The sequence below is a fragment of the uncultured Parasphingorhabdus sp. genome (assembly GCF_963975735.1).
GTDB lineage: Bacteria > Pseudomonadota > Alphaproteobacteria > Sphingomonadales > Sphingomonadaceae > Parasphingorhabdus.
The window spans coordinates 674,033-690,520 of the sequence record NZ_CAXBIA010000001.1; the positions used below are offsets into that span (position 1 = coordinate 674,033).

The following is a 16,488-nucleotide window of genomic DNA, read 5'->3' on the forward strand; positions in this document are numbered from 1 at the left end:
TGCGAGCATGAAATGACCAGTGATATGGACAAACTACTAGAGGCGAAATTTGCCGCTGCGCCGGTGGTGCCCCTGATCGAGGCCAGTGACCCGGCGGTTGCGGTGGCGACGGCGAAAGCGCTGCAGGCGGGCGGCCTCGATGTGATCGAAGTCGTCCTCCGGACCGATGCCGCACTAGAGTGCATGTCGGCGATTATATCGGAGACTTCGGATATCGTTGTTGGCGCCGGCACGGTGTTGACGGCGGATCATGCAAAAGCGGTCGCGGATCGGGGGGCGCAGTTTGTCGTTTCGCCCGGCCTTGTCGATGATGTGGCGCGTTTCTGTCTCGATCGGGACATGCCCTTCTATGGCGGCACAATGACGGCTGGCGAAGTGCAGCGCGCTTATGCTTTGGGTTTGCGGACGGTGAAGTTCTTCCCGGCCAAGCTGGCGGGCGGTGTACCTATGTTGAAAACATTCTCCTCGGTGTTCCGGGAAATGCGTTTCATGCCCACCGGCGGTGTGTCTGCAGACAATCTGGGCGAATTTCTTGCCGTGCCTTCCGTGATTGCCTGCGGCGGTAGCTGGCTCACGCCCAAAGCGGCGATAGACGCGGGCGATTATGATGCAATAACCAGGCTGGCCCGCGAAGCTGTCGCTCTCGCAAGTGCCGCCAGACCATAAGGAATTTGGATATGGCAGAATATTTGTCATTTGGTGAAATCATGCTGCGGTTGAAAACTCCGGGGCACGAGCGGTTTTTCCAGTCACCCTCGTTTGAAGCAACATTCGGTGGCGGCGAGGCCAATGTGGCCGTCGCACTGAGCAACTATGGGCTGTCGTCGGGCTTTGTTTCGGCGCTCCCGGACAATGATGTCGGTGCTTCCGCGATTGGTGAGCTCAAACGATTTGGTGTGGATACCTCCAAGATCCGGCGCTCGGGCGACCGGGTCGGCATCTATTTCCTTGAAACCGGTGCCAACCAGCGTCCGTCCAAGGTTATCTATGATCGGGCCCACTCGTCGATCAGCGAGTGCAAGATCGGAGATTTCGACTGGGCGAGCATTTTTGCTGGCGCGAAATGGCTGCATATCACCGGAATCACGCCAGCGCTGACACAGGATTCTGCCGATCTCAGCATTGAGTGCGTCAAAGCGGCAAAACAGGCGGGTGTGACCGTGTCCTGCGATTTCAATTTCCGTGGCAAGCTCTGGAAATATGGCAAGAGCGCGCCAGAAGTGATGAGCGAACTGGTCAAATATGTCGATGTAGGCATTGCCAATGAAGAGGATTGCCAGAAATCGCTCGGTATCAGCGTCGACGTCGATGTCGAAACCGGCGAACTCGATACGAAGAAATATGAAGCGCTTTCGGACAAGGTGCTGGAACTTTATCCCGACATGGCAACTATCGCGATCACGCTCAGGGAAAGCCACAGCGCCGACCGCAACGGCTGGTCCGCCTGCCTGCGTGACCGGGAACAGGGCTTCAAATTGTCGCGCCACTATGAACTGACCGATATTGTCGACCGGGTCGGCGGAGGCGACAGCTTTGCTTCGGCATTGATCTATGGCCTCAACGCTTATGACGACAAACAGCAGTCGCTCGAGTTCGCGGTGGCGGCAAGCTGCCTGAAACATTCCATATTGGGTGATTTCAACCGGGTCACTGTGCCGGAAGTAGAGAAACTCATGTCCGGCGATGGATCTGGCCGCGTGCAAAGATAGGTCCCACATGTTGCTGAGCAAACTCGATATGTCTGTTGGCAGAAGGGCGCACCGGGACGGTAGCCGGAACATCCGTGTCGCCAATGACAACCCGTCTCGCGAGCAGATATTGTTCGAGAAATGCGTGCAAAGAGAGCTTGGCGGGAAATGTCAGGATGGCGGAAAGCGGATAGACGGTGATCAAGGCAAAGCCGATCCCCGGTCATAACGATCGTCTGTTTCTCGGACTTCGCAGGTATAGCGCAGGTCACTTTTTGAATACTTACTGAGCCAAAGCTCACTCAACAGGAGAAGCCACAATCCCGTGCTCTCCACAACTTGGGTATGGCGTGGGTGATCTCGGATATTGCATCACCAATACCGGATATGTGCAAGCGCGCTGAAGATAGCTTGGCATGATTCAATGTCTTCGAATGGCCGCGACTCGGGTTGCGAATCTGGTGCCATATCATTGGAGTTAACCAATAATATTAACGGAAATTGTATAAATACGACATTGTGTTAAGGATGAAAGTTAACAGATTGCCCATGGCAAATTTTCTGTGGTCGGACTTTCACCATTGATTCATAAGAGAATTTTGTAGAAATAACCATGCTTGGAATAAATCAAGCATTTTGAATCACTTGCAAATCTGGATATTATGTGGATGATGTGGGGCGTCGGCTGAATGGAGCATTAACCTTCATCGCGAGCCGAAGCTTATCGTTCGGTACGCTTTGTAGCGACGATAATTTTTGAATATGGGTTGCAAGTTTAAGGGAGGCATGCAGAAAATGCATGCTGAGGAGACTTGTTATGTTGAGAGACAATTTTTGGGAGCTTCCTGTAACGGGAGCTGGTGAACATTCGGTTGAACCTGTTCGGAACTTGTCCAAATCCAACATCAAAACATCGACAAATTGGAAAATGGGCCCGGCTCATATAGCGTTCGCTCTGTCTCGGTCAACTCAACCGAACAGGCGTTTGGATCGAGTAATCGGACGTCCGGTGAAACGGATAAGTAGGATTACTTGTCGACCCAATTCGAGGGTTCACAATAGCTTAAAGCCGTCAATTTTGGATTCTGGCGCATCATGCCGAAGAAGGGATAGGCAAAGGAATTAGATGAGTTTTTGGAAACCGGAATACCGTGTTTCCAAAGAAAGGGGGCCCGTCAGCGACCATGATTGGTGTCAAATCGCTGACAGGCCAAACGGACAGGTTCACGGGAACGCTGCCCAAATTGTGAGAAAACTCACCTTGTTGCATTAACACGGTGCGGCAGTTTAGGCAACTATTGTTGCTCAATCTGCCGCAGAGCGACTTTCTCCAATTTCCAATTTCCCGTCGGCTGCATTCGAGGCCGGTCGATGCAACTGTAATTTCCGGCCGTTGAGAGCGATTTCCGGAATGGAAATCGTATAATCGGGGGTATTCCCCATATACGGAGAAATGAAATGAAAAATCTTGTGAAACTCGCAGCAGCAGTTACCGTTCCTGCACTGATGATCGCTACTCCTGCATCAGCAGTAGTACCGGCTGATTCAGAGTCTTATGCAATTGCGCTTAGCGGGACGATCGACAGCAACTGTGAATTGATTCCTGAAGGTTCGGGAACTTTCGATGTCAACATGACCGATTTTGGCAATCAGGGAAGTCTGGTGATCGCTTATTCCTGCAACTCACCTTACACTGTTTCCCTGGAATCGTTGAACGGTGGAATGCGGCATGTCGAAAGCGGTGGTGCCATTAACATTGCCTATGATGTTGAAACCATCGGTTTCGAACTGGGCAATGGTGTTAGCGCCACCTCTACGAACTCTACCTCGATGGCTGGTTCGGCAGTTGATATTGTGACCGTATCGGACTGGACGAATATCTTCCTGAACGGTGGTATACGCACTGGCAACATGGATCTCAACTTCCCAGGGGTTGCAGATTCCTATGTTGCGGGAACATATGAAGATACACTGACCATCACACTGGCAGCTGATCTTTAATATCTAAAAAGTTAGGCCGGCAGTGATATATAGCACTGCCGGCTTTCCAGTTTTTGATTTGTAATCAGGAGAGATAGCTATGTTCCGCACAATATTGGGTCGGGTTCTATTGCTCTCGCTAGTGGCCTTGTTCTTTCCCTCTCCAGCCCATAGCTATGACCTGAAACCGATTGTTATCCAGTTGGCGCCATCCGGTGCGGGCGCTGCGCAGTCCGTGGTGATTACGAATACCCACACGCAGCCTATTGCCATAGAAGTGCGAACCTTCAAGCGTGCGCAAAATCCAGATGGCACGGACAGTCTTACGGCAGAGGATGACGACCTTCTCGTCACACCGCCTCAAATGGTGATCGGGCCCAAATCCAGCCAGAGTTTCAAGGTCCGCTGGGTCGGAGATGCTCGACCAGAGCAGGAACTGGCGTATCGTCTGGTTACTACCCAATTGCCGATAAAGTTCAAACAGGAAGAAACCAGCGATGTCAGCATGAATGTCAACATGACATATCGTTATGAGGCCGCCCTCTACATCGTGCCTCCACAGTCCACGCCTTCTGCTCGCCTGGTCTCGGTCGCGCCGTTTACCGACAATGAAGGCAAAAACTGGCTTGAAGCAAAAATAGTCAGTGAAGGGACCCGGCGTGCCATTCTCGACAAGGCCAGCCTGGTTATTACGCCGAAAAATGGAGGGGCGCCGGTTACCATGACCGGTGAGAGAACCGCATTACTCGTCAATCTGAACATTCTGGTCGGCAATGAGCGGATCGTCCGCTTGCCTTGGCCGGACGAGATCCCTCTAGGCCCCGTCACAGGCGAACTTCGCACCGACTATGTCGTGTTTGACTAAGGCGGATATGCGGCATGCGCAAAAGCACTATATCGTATCAGAGCTTTGCAGCGATTGTCGCCCTGATATTGTCCAATCCAGCCTATGGTGCACAGAAGCTCGGTGGAACTGCCCCAGTAGTTGCCAAGCAGTCCGACGAAGATGTTCGGGTGGCGGATCAATCGGATGCATTGCCCGATACCAACGTTGATTCCGTAGATGATATTTTTCAGCAGGTTTTTGGCAAGCAACGCCCCGCTCTCGAGAAAGACGATTATAGCGTCCTGATCGAGGATATTAATGTCGGCACTTACCTTGTCACTCCGGATGACGGCGATAAGCAAGGCTCAGTAGACGCGGAATTTGTCTCCAATGTCCTTGCTCCGACAACCATCGATGAAACGGCTTCATTGCTCAAGAATTTAGCTAGTGGGCGCGACGAGGTGCAATTTGATGATCTGCGTGCACTTGGGCTTTCTATCAGGTTTGATCGCACACAACTGGTGTTGAGGATTGAAATTCCTGCCGCCATCCGAACGGTTCGAAACCTGAACCTGCGGGGGATAAGCCAGCGTTCCGATATCGATATCGTCGAGCAAAGCGATATCTCTGCGTATATTTCGGTCCGTGCCGGCGCAACTTTTGTGGAAGATTCAAAATTTGTGCCGACGGGATTTGACCGGTTTGCAAGCGATATAGACATGGCATTGAACCTCTATGGTGTCGTTGCCGAAGCAGAGCTTCGCTATGATGATAGCCGTGCCCGCAAATTCACTCGTGGCGACGTACGGTTGACCTATGATGATCGCGATGCACTTGTCCGCTACGAACTCGGCGATCTCAATGTCGCGACAAGACCCTTTCAGAATGCACCCAATATTGCCGGGATATCGGCCTACCGAAATTTCAACATAAATCCTTATCTGAACGTCAGGCCATCGCCTTCACAGGCCTTTGAGCTCGACCGTCCCGCGCGTGTTGAAGTGTTGCTTAACGGCTCTCTTGTAAGGACCTTCGATCTACGTAGCGGTCGTTATAACTTACGCGATTTTCCCTTGGTGCCCTCTGCGGGCAATGACATCGAATTGCGGATCACATATGCCAGTGGAGAAACGGAAATCCGCATTTATCCCGCTTTTTTTGATCTGGAATTACTGGCACCCGGCTTGTTCGACTTCGCTGTTAACATGGGCCTGCCTTATACCGACGACAACGGCGTGCGGCGTTACGATGATAATGATTACAACGGAACGGGTTTTATCAGATATGGTGTGAATTCTGAGCTGACAGTGGGATTGAACTGGGAAGGAAGTCGTCAATTCAACTTGGTCGGCGGAGAGCTTGTCTGGGCTTTGCCGTTCGGGACTTTCGGGCTTAACGCATCGACAAACATCAACGATCCCGGCGTCGATTCCGGCAAGATCGCATTACAATATCGATGGCGCGATACCGATCCGAACACCGAACGAACCATCGACGGGCTGGTCACGTTTACCGGCAAAAATTTCCAAACTCTTGACCAACTGTTCAGCGATAATTTGCTCGCCAGCCAAGCGCGCTTTCGTGCTGGCCAGAAAGTCGGGCCGGATTCGCGGGCTCAGATTTATGCAGGTTACGAAGGGTATCGCGGAGCACTGCTGAACGACGTCTATTATGCGGGCATAAACTACTCAAGGCAGCTGCGCTTTGGTTCAGTGTCCCTCAGCGCGGAATACAGGAAAAACCAGGACAAAAGCGGTCCCGTGGTCCGGGTTGGGCTCTCGGTGCCGCTGGGTCGTGGCTCACTAACCTCTTCCTACACGACAGACGACAATGTCGCCCGAATAGATTATAATCGCATCGCATCATCTGGCGCAAACTCGTTTGGTTACAACACCAGTGTTGAGAGGCGTGACGGCTCTGACAGGCAATTGATTCGTGGTACATATGTCGGCAATCGTTTTGAAACGTCAATACAACAGATAGCGCGCAATTATTTCAGTGACGGAAACCGCGATTTGCGTACCGAAGTTACATTCGGAACCGCTCTTGCCATGGCAGATGGGCAATTTGCAATAGGTCGGCCTGTTCGTAATAGCTTCGCGATCGTAAAGGCGAACAAGAAGGCCGGAGATTATCAGCTAGCGGTGGAGCCGCGTACTGGTTTTGGATCCAGCAGGACCAAATATTCTGCTTATAGCGGTGCTCTGGGGCCGGCACTGCTAACGACTCTGACTCCATATTTTAATCGCTCCATCCAGGTTGATGCTCCGGATGCTGAAGCGGGCACCTCGTTGGGTGGACAAGTCTTTGGGCTGAACCCGGGATATCGAAGCGGCTATAATCTTGAAGTGGGCAATGCCCGCAACGTTTCGCTTTTGGGTAATATGGTTGATCGGGATGGCGACCCTCTGGTATTTGTTACCGGTCTGGCCCGGGATGCCTCGATCCTTGAGGAAAGTGCTGAAGCAATCCAAATCTTCACCAATGCCAAGGGAAGGTTTTTTCTGGAGGGCGTCGAAGCCGGACGAACATATGACATCACCGTTACGGCCGATGGACAAACGGCGACGGAAGCTGTGGCCATCCCGGAAGGTGTCACCGGAATATACGAACTGACAGCTCATTTGGCATATGATCTGGATTTCGAAGCGGAAGGAGAGAATGATGACTAATCTATATTGGAAGCATTTCACCTGTCTGACCGGAGTTTTCCTGTTGTTTCACAGCACGTCCGGCTTGGCGCAGAATGACGGGGCACTGTCAGACGAACCGTGCGCACTTGAGCTAACGGTCGATAACAGTGTTGACTGGCGAGGGCTCTATGGTCGTGGCTACGAAGTTTTTAGCGAAGAAGAATCCTTCGAGACGGTCACCATATCGGTCCGGCATCAAGGGGCCGCTTGCCAGTTTGTTCTCACCGCATCTCCTCTCTCGAGTGGCGGCGTCAATGCATTAAGCGGCCCGGGTGACCCGCTTTATTATGATGTGCTTAAAACTACGAGCGGCCCGTCTTTTCTCAGCACCGATTTCCAAGGCACTGCAACGTCACGAATTGAAGGGAAATTTGGCACAGGGAACTCTGCACAGGGTGCCACATTGTACGTCTCAATCCCCTCAAATCAAATCGTTCGGGGCGGGACCTACAGCGGGCAGGTAATGGTCCGCCTGTTTCGTGCCGATAGCGGGATCCAGGATCTGGTAGCCGAAGCGCCGCTAGCGATCCTGGCTCCAGTCGCCTCGGTCCTGAAAATCCGATCAGATGATTTCCCACAAGGTATTCGGGAAACATCTATCGACTTGGGGGACCTGTCCCGCGCCACCCGAGCCGCAGTGGATTTCAATATCATGAGCAATGCGGATGTGGCAGTCACCTTCCAATCAGCCAATCGCGGAAAATTGGCGCATGAAGCCGGAGCACCAGGCATCAGTTACAATTTGGCCTTCAAGGGTGAAAATATTGATCTTTCCACATCGGCTTCCTCAAGCAGGCTCAATTATGCACATGGCCGAATGGAGCGAGCGGTACCATTGGAGATAGTGGTACCCCAACCCAGCGGATTGCCCGCCGCAGGGCAGTATAATGATACGCTGACAGTAACTTTTACAGCGGAATAAGACGGCTGATTTTGTTAACTCTGCAGGGATAAAACCTTGTTGGGTCTGTTTCTGATCAGTGAGCGATAAGCATAGTGCAGGCGGGGGGAGCGGATATCTGAATCGCAGCAAGTGAGGCGCTTAGCGCATGATAGAGAAACAATTGCCTTATATTGAAGGCGGTCAGCCGCTATTTATCGACAGCATATTCTGACTGGTAATCATGAAATATCGTAAACTGACCATTGCACTATATTCTTTCGCATATTTTTTGCGCATTTCCAGCATCCCGTATTTTGGAATTAATTATCACAACTCTCTGACTCCTCGAATGACGCATCGCTAGACAGGTCCAAAGATATCGAGCAGTGGGTGTGCTATTATGACAGCACGACTTATCCCGCTCAGCGCCCTATTGCTCGGTTCCTTGTTTCTGTTGATCGCAGGCGGGATAAACGGCCTGATTCTGCCGATACGCGGGTTGAACGAGGGCTTTAGCGCATTTTCATTAGGATTGCTTGGTACCGGCTGGGCGGCGGGGTATGTGCTCGGCTGTATTTATACGCCGCTATTGGTAGCCGGCGCAGGCCATATCCGGGTATTCGGAACGCTCGCTGCGACCGCTGCAATTGTCATATTATTGTCGTCGATGTTCCCAAATCCATGGGCATGGATTCCGTTGAGAGCGGTCTCGGGCTTCTGTTTCGCCGGGGCGGCAATGATCGTTGAAAGCTGGTTGAACGAAGAAGTCGATTCATCGATCCGGGGTCAGGTGTTCGGAACTTACACCATGATCAATCTGGTGGGCTCGACCGGTGGACAATTGATTTTGATTGGCGCCGATGTTTCAACCCCCTGGTTCTTCATGCTGGCCGCCATATTCTATTGTCTGGCGCTGATTCCGACTGCGATCAGTTCCAACCGCGCGCCCGCGCCGCTGTTCGAGGTCAAGCTCAATATCCCGCAACTGTGGCGCAATTCGCCCGTCGCGGTGTTTGCCGTGCTGATGATCGGTATTTCCAATGGTACATTTGGGGCGTTAGCGCCGGTTTACGCGGACAGAATAGGCTTGGACCTGACGACCATCGTTCTTTTTAGCAGCTTGCCTATTCTCGCAGGGGCCGCTGCACAAATTCCGGTGGGCAAGGCATCTGATCGGTTTGATCGTCGAAAAATCCTCGTTCTGCTGGCTGTCGTTGCCCTCGCTGCGAACAGCAGTTTTCTTTTCATGCAGCCAGATACGGCCTTGATGAATATCCTGATCGGCTGTTCACTCGGCGCTGCAATCTTTGCGATGTATCCGATCGTGGTCGCACATGCCAACGATCACGCCGCTCCGGGTCAGTATATCCGCATCAGTGGCGGGCTTTTGATGTTGTTCGGGATTGGCTCGATCATTGGTCCGTTCATCGGTGGTCTTGCCATTATGCTATTTGGGCCAATGGGCCTGTTCGGGACTATTTTCGGCGCTCATTTGTTGATGGCGCTTTTCTCCCTCTGGCGAATGGGGCAGCGGGCACAAGTCGACGCAGATGATAAAGCGAGTTTCCAGAATGTTCCGTTGGCGCGAAATACCACGCCGGAAACAGAGGTGCTTGCTGATCGGCAGAACCAAGTTTGAGCTGGGACAAGACTGCGGTCCACACAATCGGGTAAGGGCCGGACGAATGCCCATGCTCTAAATGTGTGATATTTTTACCCGATTTATTCGCAATAGCTGGCTTTTACGCCCGATATGGATGGCAGCGCCCTGCCGGGGCCAAAAATTATACTACTTCCTACGCCTCCGCAAAAGATCAATTAAATCAGCTATTTAAGAAGAAGGAAATTCAGCATTTGATAATTTCATCATGTCCATATTGAACACTACGGTTCACAAAACACAAATAATCATTATAGAAAGCTTCCATATTGAAGGCCAAACTCGCCGGGGGCATTTTTTTGGCTTTGCAATGGGTTCGATAGGTTTGACCAGTCGGACGTGTTTTTCCCCTAAAATTGTAACGAAAAAACACCAGAGGTTTATTTGATCTATTTGAAAACGGGCGCATCGCTCGCGGTTATCGCGGCGCTGGGCTGTGCTTCGGCACAAGCTCAGGAAACAGACAATAAAACGCAGAAACGGGGCGTGCAGGAAATAGTCGTTACGGCTACCAAACGCACTGCGGATTTGCAGGATGTTCCGGTCGCGGTTCAGGCCTTGAACTCGGAAACGCTGGATCATTTGGGTGTTACGGTTTTTGACGATTATCTGCAGCAATTGCCCGGCGTTACCGCTGGCGGCGGCGGACCGGGTCAAAGCACGATTTATATTCGCGGCCTCGCATCGACCACGCCGAATCTGACAACCGCCGGGGTTGCCGGTCTTGCACCCAATGTCGCACTTTATCTTGACGAGCAGCCGGTATCACAGCCGGGCCGCAACCTAAACGTTTACGCAGCCGATCTCGAGCGCGTGGAAGTATTGTCCGGGCCGCAAGGCACATTGTTCGGCGCCAGCTCGCAAGCGGGTACCGTACGCCTGATCACAAACAAGCCGGTTCTCGGGCAGTTGCAGGCGAAAGTTAAGTCTGGCCTTGCGTTCACGAAAAGCGGTGATCCGAGTTACAATATCGAAGCAATGATCAATATTCCGGTTACCGATCGCTTCGCCGTTCGCGCGGTTGGCTATTTTGACAACAAGGGCGGCTATATCGACAATGTCGCCGGAACACGCAGCACCATCGACAGCGCACGTTTTCGTCCCGCCGGAACAGTGCGTGACAATGGCGTCCCTGTTAGTGCATCTCGCGACGGTTTGCAGTCAGGCGCCGATTTGAGCGGCGTCAACTTCATTCTGGCTGACAATTCGGCGCTGGCTGAAAAGAATTTTAACGATACGCAATATCTCGGGTTCCGGGTTAGCGGCAAATATGAATTTTCAAACGACTGGAGCCTGACCGTGGCCCATGCCCGCCAGGGTCTGGATTCCGATGGTGTCTTCTTTGAAGATCCCACTCTTGGTGATTTGCAGATCGAACGTTTTGAACAGGATGAGATCAAGGATGATTTCAGCAACACCAGCTGGACCCTTGAAGGGCGGATTGGCGCACTGGAGCTGGTTTATACCGGTGCCTATACCAAGCGTGAAACCAGCCAGCGGGTAGATTATTCGGACTATCTGTTTGTCGGGCAATATCTGCCTTATTATATCTGCGACGGCTCGGTTTCTTATCCGGGCGGCGCTCCATCAGGAACTTGTCAGGCACCAAATCTGCTGGTCAATTCCCGCACGGAAACCGAAGTGATGACGCATGAGTTGCGTTTCAATACTCCGGAAGACTATCCGTTGCGCCTGACCGCTGGCGGCTTTTACAGCGATCTGCAATTGTCGGAACGCAATGACTTCACCTATCCCGGCAGTACTGCGATCGATCTGTTTGGCGGCTCTTTTCCTGCCAATTTTTCGCAGCCCGGCGTCTTTAACACCGATAGCGGTGCTTATCCGGCAGGCGTGATCTTCCGCAACGATGTGCGTCGTACCGACAAGCAGTTCGGGATATTCGGTGAGGCCACCTATGACATCTCCGATCAGTTCGCGATCACCCTGGGTGCGCGATATTATGATGTGGAAGTCGATCTGGAAGGCAGCGCGAATTCGTCTTTCTGTAATTCCAGCGGCGTTGACGAAAATGCCTTCGGCACGAACATCAGCGATCTTTATGATGGTGATGGCAGCTTTACCTTCATCGGAAGTTGCAACGACGCGTTGCGGCAGACGTTTACAGAAGGTCAAACTGTAGCTGATATCCAAGCGGCCGGATTGAGCCCTGCGCAAGCGCAGCAAGTTTTCAACTCGCTCAGCGCACCGGACAAGGCAAAGACGGACGGCTTCATCTTCAAGGCCAATCTGACGTGGACACCGACCGAAGACTTGCTGTTCTACGCAACCTATTCGGAAGGCTTCCGTCCCGGCCTGTTGAACCGGCCAGGCGGAGCGCAAAGTCCCGGTGGATTTACCGTTCCCTTCGCACTGGAAACCGATGACGTAACTAATTACGAATTTGGCTGGAAAACATCGCTCTTCGACAATCAATTGCGGTTCAATGGTAGTGCCTTCTTCGTGGATGTGCAGAATTTGCAGACCACGATCTTTGACACCAGCATCACCAATCTGTTTTTCTCGGACAATGCAGCAAACGCAGAAATCAAGGGTATCGAGGCTGATCTTACAATCGCTCCTTATTCTCTGAGTGGCTTAACGGTGAGCGCGGCTTTCTCTATCCTCGACACCGAGATTACCGAGGTTCTCACGCCAACTAATGATGTGATTTCCGGACGCAGTCTTGCTTATGCTCCGAGTTTTCAGGGTAATATACGGGCGCGCTACGAATGGAGTGCCTTTGGCAATTGGACAGCCCATGTTCAGCCGCAGGTTACCTATTCGGCATCTTCGGCAACCGATATTATCGAGATCAACCGGATAACGTTGGATAGCTGGACAACATACGGCTTGTCCGCGGGTCTCAGCGACGACACATAGTCATTGGAGATATTCGGTGACAATTTGACGGATGAACGTGCTGAAGTCAGCGGCAGTTTTGTCTATGATCGTGCGCGCATTACGGTCAACCGTCCGCTCACTGTCGGCGCACGGGTTTCGTTCTCATATTGAGGAAAATAAAATTCAGGGAAAGCCTGCCAACCGGTTGGCTTTCCCTTGCATTAAAGGACAGCAAGACGCGCGCGCATGACTGAAACCGGTCTTGATATAGAAGAACAGCTAAAACAGGCGCGCGCTCATATGTATGACGGGCGTTTCGACGCGGCAATGCAATGTGCCGCCTCAATCTTGCAGCATGACGGACAGAATATCGACGCGCTTTATATGAAGGCCGTTTGTGAACGCTATCTCGGACATATGGATCAGGCGCTCAAGAGCGTCGAGCTACTGAAAAGCCTTTCACCGGATTTTGGCCGTGCGTATCAAGAAGAAGGCCATATTTTCAAAGCCATGGGCGATGATGACAGCGCGCTGGCTGCCTATCGCCGGGCTTGCCAGTACAATCCGACGCTTGAGGCCAGCTGGAAAGCACAAGGCGACATATTTGATCGCCGGGGCCTAGCCGATGCGGCAAGGGATGTGCGTGGACAGGCACAGCGTATAGCTGCCTTGCCAAAGCCGCTGGTCGCGGTGTCACATCTTCTCTACGAAGGCAAACTGGTCAAAGCGGAGAATGCCTGCCGCCATTTCCTGCAAAACAATCCCCATAATATCGAAGCGATGCGATTGCTGGCGGATATCGGCTCGCGTCTCGGCATATTGGAAGATGCGGATTTCCTGCTCGAAAGCGCGCTGGAATTCGAGCCGGATAATATCCAGGTCCGGATTGATTATATCCAGATACTTCGCAAGCGCCAGAAATTCTCCGAAGCCCTGAGACAAAGCGAAATATTATATCAGCGCGACCCCGAAAACGCGGTTTTCCAATCGCTTTTTGCAGTCGAATCCATGCAGACTGGCGATTATGATCGTGCACTGGATCTGTTTGACAAGGTCTTGCAGCAACTTCCCGATGATCCGGTCACATTGACCTCCAAAGGGCACGCGCTGAAGACTTTTGGCCGTCATGACGAGGCGGTCCGGTCCTACCAGAAAGCGTTCCAATCAGATCCGGGCTATGGCGATGCCTATTACGGCCTCGCGAATCTCAAAACCTATCGCTTCAGCGATGAAGAGCTCGCCCTGATGGAATTGCAGGCACAGGGCAATCGTCTCAGCTATCAGAACCGGATCCATATCTGCTTTGCGCTCGGCAAGGCCTATGAAGACCGCAAGGAATATGACACGTCCTTTGGCTATTATGATCGCGGGAATGAACTGAAGCGCGTGCAGTCGCGCTACGATGCGGATCAGATGACCGCGGAACTGCAAGCGCAGATCAAGGTTTGCACCCCAGCCCTGTTCGAAAAGCAAGCGGGCAAGGGCCATGAGGCGCCCGATCCGATTTTCATATTGGGTCTGCCGCGTGCCGGATCGACCCTGCTGGAACAGATACTCGCATCGCATAGCCAGATCGACGGGACGCTGGAGCTGCCCAACATATTGTCATTGGCGCACCGGCTGCGAAGAGGGAAACAGGCGAGCAATGACTCGCTATATCCCGAAGTTCTGCATGATCTGGATGCCAGCCAGTTGCGCGATATGGGGCGGGAATTCATCGACAGCACCCGCATCCACAGGCAGGGCGCTCCGTATTTCATTGATAAAATGCCGAATAATTTCCGGCATATCGGCCTGATAAAACTCATACTGCCTAATGCGAAAATCATTGATGCACGGCGGGAACCGATGGCTTGCTGTTTTTCCGGTTTCAAGCAACTGTTCGCCGAAGGGCAGGAATTCACTTACGGCCTGAACGAAATAGGCCGCTATTACCGCGACTATGTTCAGTTGATGGCACATTGGGACAAGGTGTTGCCCGGCGCAGTGCTGCGGGTACAGCATGAAGATGTGCTCGACGACCTCGAAGGGCAAGTCCACCGGATGCTGGAGTATCTGGGCCTGCCGTTCGAGCAGGGCTGCATCGATTTCCACCAGACGGAACGGGCCGTTCGCACGGCCAGTTCGGAACAGGTGCGCCAGCCAATTACCAAAGCGAGCGTCGATCTGTGGCGCCATTACCAATCGCATTTACAGCCGCTGAAAGATGCGTTGGAAAACAAAGCAATGGAGCCTCAAAAGTGAGCGGAACCGAGACAGCAATGACGGACGAAATCGACAGTGGTTACGAGACCGATTATGAAGCGGGTCAGGACAATGTGAATACGTTCGGGCTGGAAATGCATAATCCGGTCTTCTTTATCAGCGCCTTCCTGATTATCACGTTCGTACTCCTGTCTTTGATATACCCGCATATCTCTCAAAAGGGGCTCGAGACCACCAAAGCCTGGACGTTGCAATATTTTGACTGGTTCTTTGTCATAGCGACCAATTTCGTTTTGTTTTTCTGTGTTGCCATCGCTGTTTCACCCTTGGGCAAAATTCGACTGGGAGGGACGGATGCAAAACCGGAGTTCGGGATGGCTTCCTGGATTGCGATGCTATTTTCGGCCGGTGTCGGAATTGGCATGCTGTTCTACGGCGCCGCCGAGCCAATGGCCTATTATACCGACTGGGGCGGAACCCCGCTGAACGTCGAAGCGCTTACGCCCGAAGCTGAACGTCTGGCGCTTGGTGCGACGGTGTTTCACTGGGGCCTGACCCCCTGGGCGGTCTATGCCGTAATCGGCCTGGCACTCGCCTTTTTCTCCTTCAACAAAGGGCTGCCGCTAACCATTCGCTCCGCTTTCTATCCGATATTGGGTGAAAGAATATGGGGATGGCCCGGACATTTCATCGACATTCTGGCCGTCATTGCCACCCTGTTCGGTTTGGCGACATCATTGGGTTTCGGCGCGCAACAAGCCGCGACGGGCATCTCCTTTCTGTTCGGCGTCGAGGCGAGTTTGACGTCTCAGCTATTGCTGATCGTCGTCATCTCCGGCCTTGCTATCATTTCGGTGATGCGCGGCATGGACGGCGGCATAAAATTGCTGAGCAATATCAATATGGTTCTTGCCGCATTGCTGCTCGCATTTGTATTCATCGCAGGCCCGACGATGGCGATATTCAGCGGTTTTGGCAAGGCGATCACAAGCTATGTCGAATATGCCATTCCACTGAGCAACTGGAACGACCGGGCAGACAAGATCTGGTATCACGGCTGGACGATATTTTACTGGGCGTGGTGGATAAGCTGGTCGCCCTTTGTCGGCATGTTCATCGCCCGGATTTCCAAAGGTCGCACGATCCGCCAATTCTTGACCGTGGTACTTATCGTGCCGGTGATCGTTGCCATCATATGGTTCACGACATTCGGTGTTACGGCAATAGAGCAGGTCAAGGACGGCGTCGGCCAATTGCCAGATGGCATCAACGAAGTACCGTTGGTGCTGTTCCAGATGCTCGAGAATATGCCGTTCCCCGTCATAGCTTCTTCTCTGGCGATCATTTTATTGATCGTATTTTTTGTCACCTCGTCCGATTCCGGTTCACTGGTGATTGATGCTATAACCGCTGGCGGCAGAACCGATGCACCTGTGTCCCAACGTATCTTCTGGGCGGTGTTGCAAGGTCTGGTAGCAGCGGCATTATTGGTCGGAGGTGGTGCGGCTGCACTGGGGACACTCCAGGCCGGCACGATAGCAAGCGGCCTGCCATTCACCGTCGTACTGCTTGTCTGTTGTTACAGTCTGTTCAAGGGCTTGATGTCAGAATATCAGCTGTTGAAGGTTGGTAAACTCACCGATTGACGACAAATATGTCCGGCTTGGTCCGCATCTCCCCTCGTTCATATATGGCGTTGGCGCAATCGTCCC

The 16,488-nt window shown here is 52.5% G+C and carries 11 protein-coding genes; all 11 read left to right on the forward strand.

The window, feature by feature from the left end; translation table 11 throughout:
- The first annotated feature begins 24 nt into the window (after nucleotides 1-24).
- The 11 genes from eda (at nucleotide 25) to AACZ86_RS03335 (ending at nucleotide 16,422) form a co-directional block, all read left to right on the forward strand.
- Nucleotides 25-666, forward strand: a complete 642-nt coding sequence (gene eda / locus AACZ86_RS03285; protein ID WP_339689283.1) for a bifunctional 4-hydroxy-2-oxoglutarate aldolase/2-dehydro-3-deoxy-phosphogluconate aldolase — start codon at nucleotides 25-27, stop codon at nucleotides 664-666.
- 11 nt (nucleotides 667-677) lie between these two features.
- Nucleotides 678-1,709, forward strand: a complete 1,032-nt coding sequence (locus AACZ86_RS03290; protein ID WP_339689284.1) for a sugar kinase — start codon at nucleotides 678-680, stop codon at nucleotides 1,707-1,709.
- Nucleotides 1,710-1,716: 7 nt separating this feature from the next.
- Entirely contained in the window at nucleotides 1,717-1,917 is a 201-nt protein-coding gene (locus tag AACZ86_RS03295) for a hypothetical protein (RefSeq protein WP_339689285.1), read from the forward strand.
- A 1,229-nt stretch (nucleotides 1,918-3,146) separates the two neighbouring features.
- Entirely contained in the window at nucleotides 3,147-3,689 is a 543-nt protein-coding gene (locus AACZ86_RS03300; protein ID WP_339689286.1) for a hypothetical protein, read from the forward strand.
- Nucleotides 3,690-3,768: 79 nt separating this feature from the next.
- Nucleotides 3,769-4,533 carry a fimbria/pilus periplasmic chaperone gene (locus tag AACZ86_RS03305; RefSeq protein ID WP_339689287.1) on the forward strand — a complete coding sequence of 255 codons (765 nt, stop codon included), beginning with the start codon at nucleotides 3,769-3,771 and terminating at the stop codon, nucleotides 4,531-4,533.
- Between the two features lie 14 nt (nucleotides 4,534-4,547).
- Nucleotides 4,548-7,166 carry a fimbria/pilus outer membrane usher protein gene (locus AACZ86_RS03310; RefSeq protein ID WP_339689288.1) on the forward strand — a complete coding sequence of 873 codons (2,619 nt, stop codon included), beginning with the start codon at nucleotides 4,548-4,550 and terminating at the stop codon, nucleotides 7,164-7,166.
- The gene (locus AACZ86_RS03315; RefSeq protein ID WP_339689289.1) at nucleotides 7,159-8,109 is read left to right on the forward strand and encodes a hypothetical protein; all 951 of its coding nucleotides are present in this window, start codon (nucleotides 7,159-7,161) and stop codon (nucleotides 8,107-8,109) included. The genes AACZ86_RS03310 and AACZ86_RS03315 overlap by 8 nt, the downstream gene beginning before the upstream one ends.
- Before the next feature lie 361 nt (nucleotides 8,110-8,470).
- On the forward strand, nucleotides 8,471-9,709 hold the full coding sequence (locus AACZ86_RS03320; protein ID WP_339689290.1) for an MFS transporter: 1,239 nt from the start codon (nucleotides 8,471-8,473) through the stop codon (nucleotides 9,707-9,709).
- A gap of 405 nt (nucleotides 9,710-10,114) precedes the next feature.
- The gene (locus AACZ86_RS03325) at nucleotides 10,115-12,610 is read left to right on the forward strand and encodes a TonB-dependent receptor (protein ID WP_339689291.1); all 2,496 of its coding nucleotides are present in this window, start codon (nucleotides 10,115-10,117) and stop codon (nucleotides 12,608-12,610) included.
- 207 nt (nucleotides 12,611-12,817) lie between these two features.
- The gene (locus AACZ86_RS03330; protein ID WP_339689292.1) at nucleotides 12,818-14,815 is read left to right on the forward strand and encodes a sulfotransferase; all 1,998 of its coding nucleotides are present in this window, start codon (nucleotides 12,818-12,820) and stop codon (nucleotides 14,813-14,815) included.
- Nucleotides 14,812-16,422: a BCCT family transporter gene (locus AACZ86_RS03335; protein ID WP_339689293.1), complete on the forward strand. Its 1,611-nt coding sequence runs from the start codon at nucleotides 14,812-14,814 to the stop codon at nucleotides 16,420-16,422. Before AACZ86_RS03330 ends, AACZ86_RS03335 begins: the two co-directional genes overlap by 4 nt.
- Nucleotides 16,423-16,488: the final 66 nt, after the last annotated feature.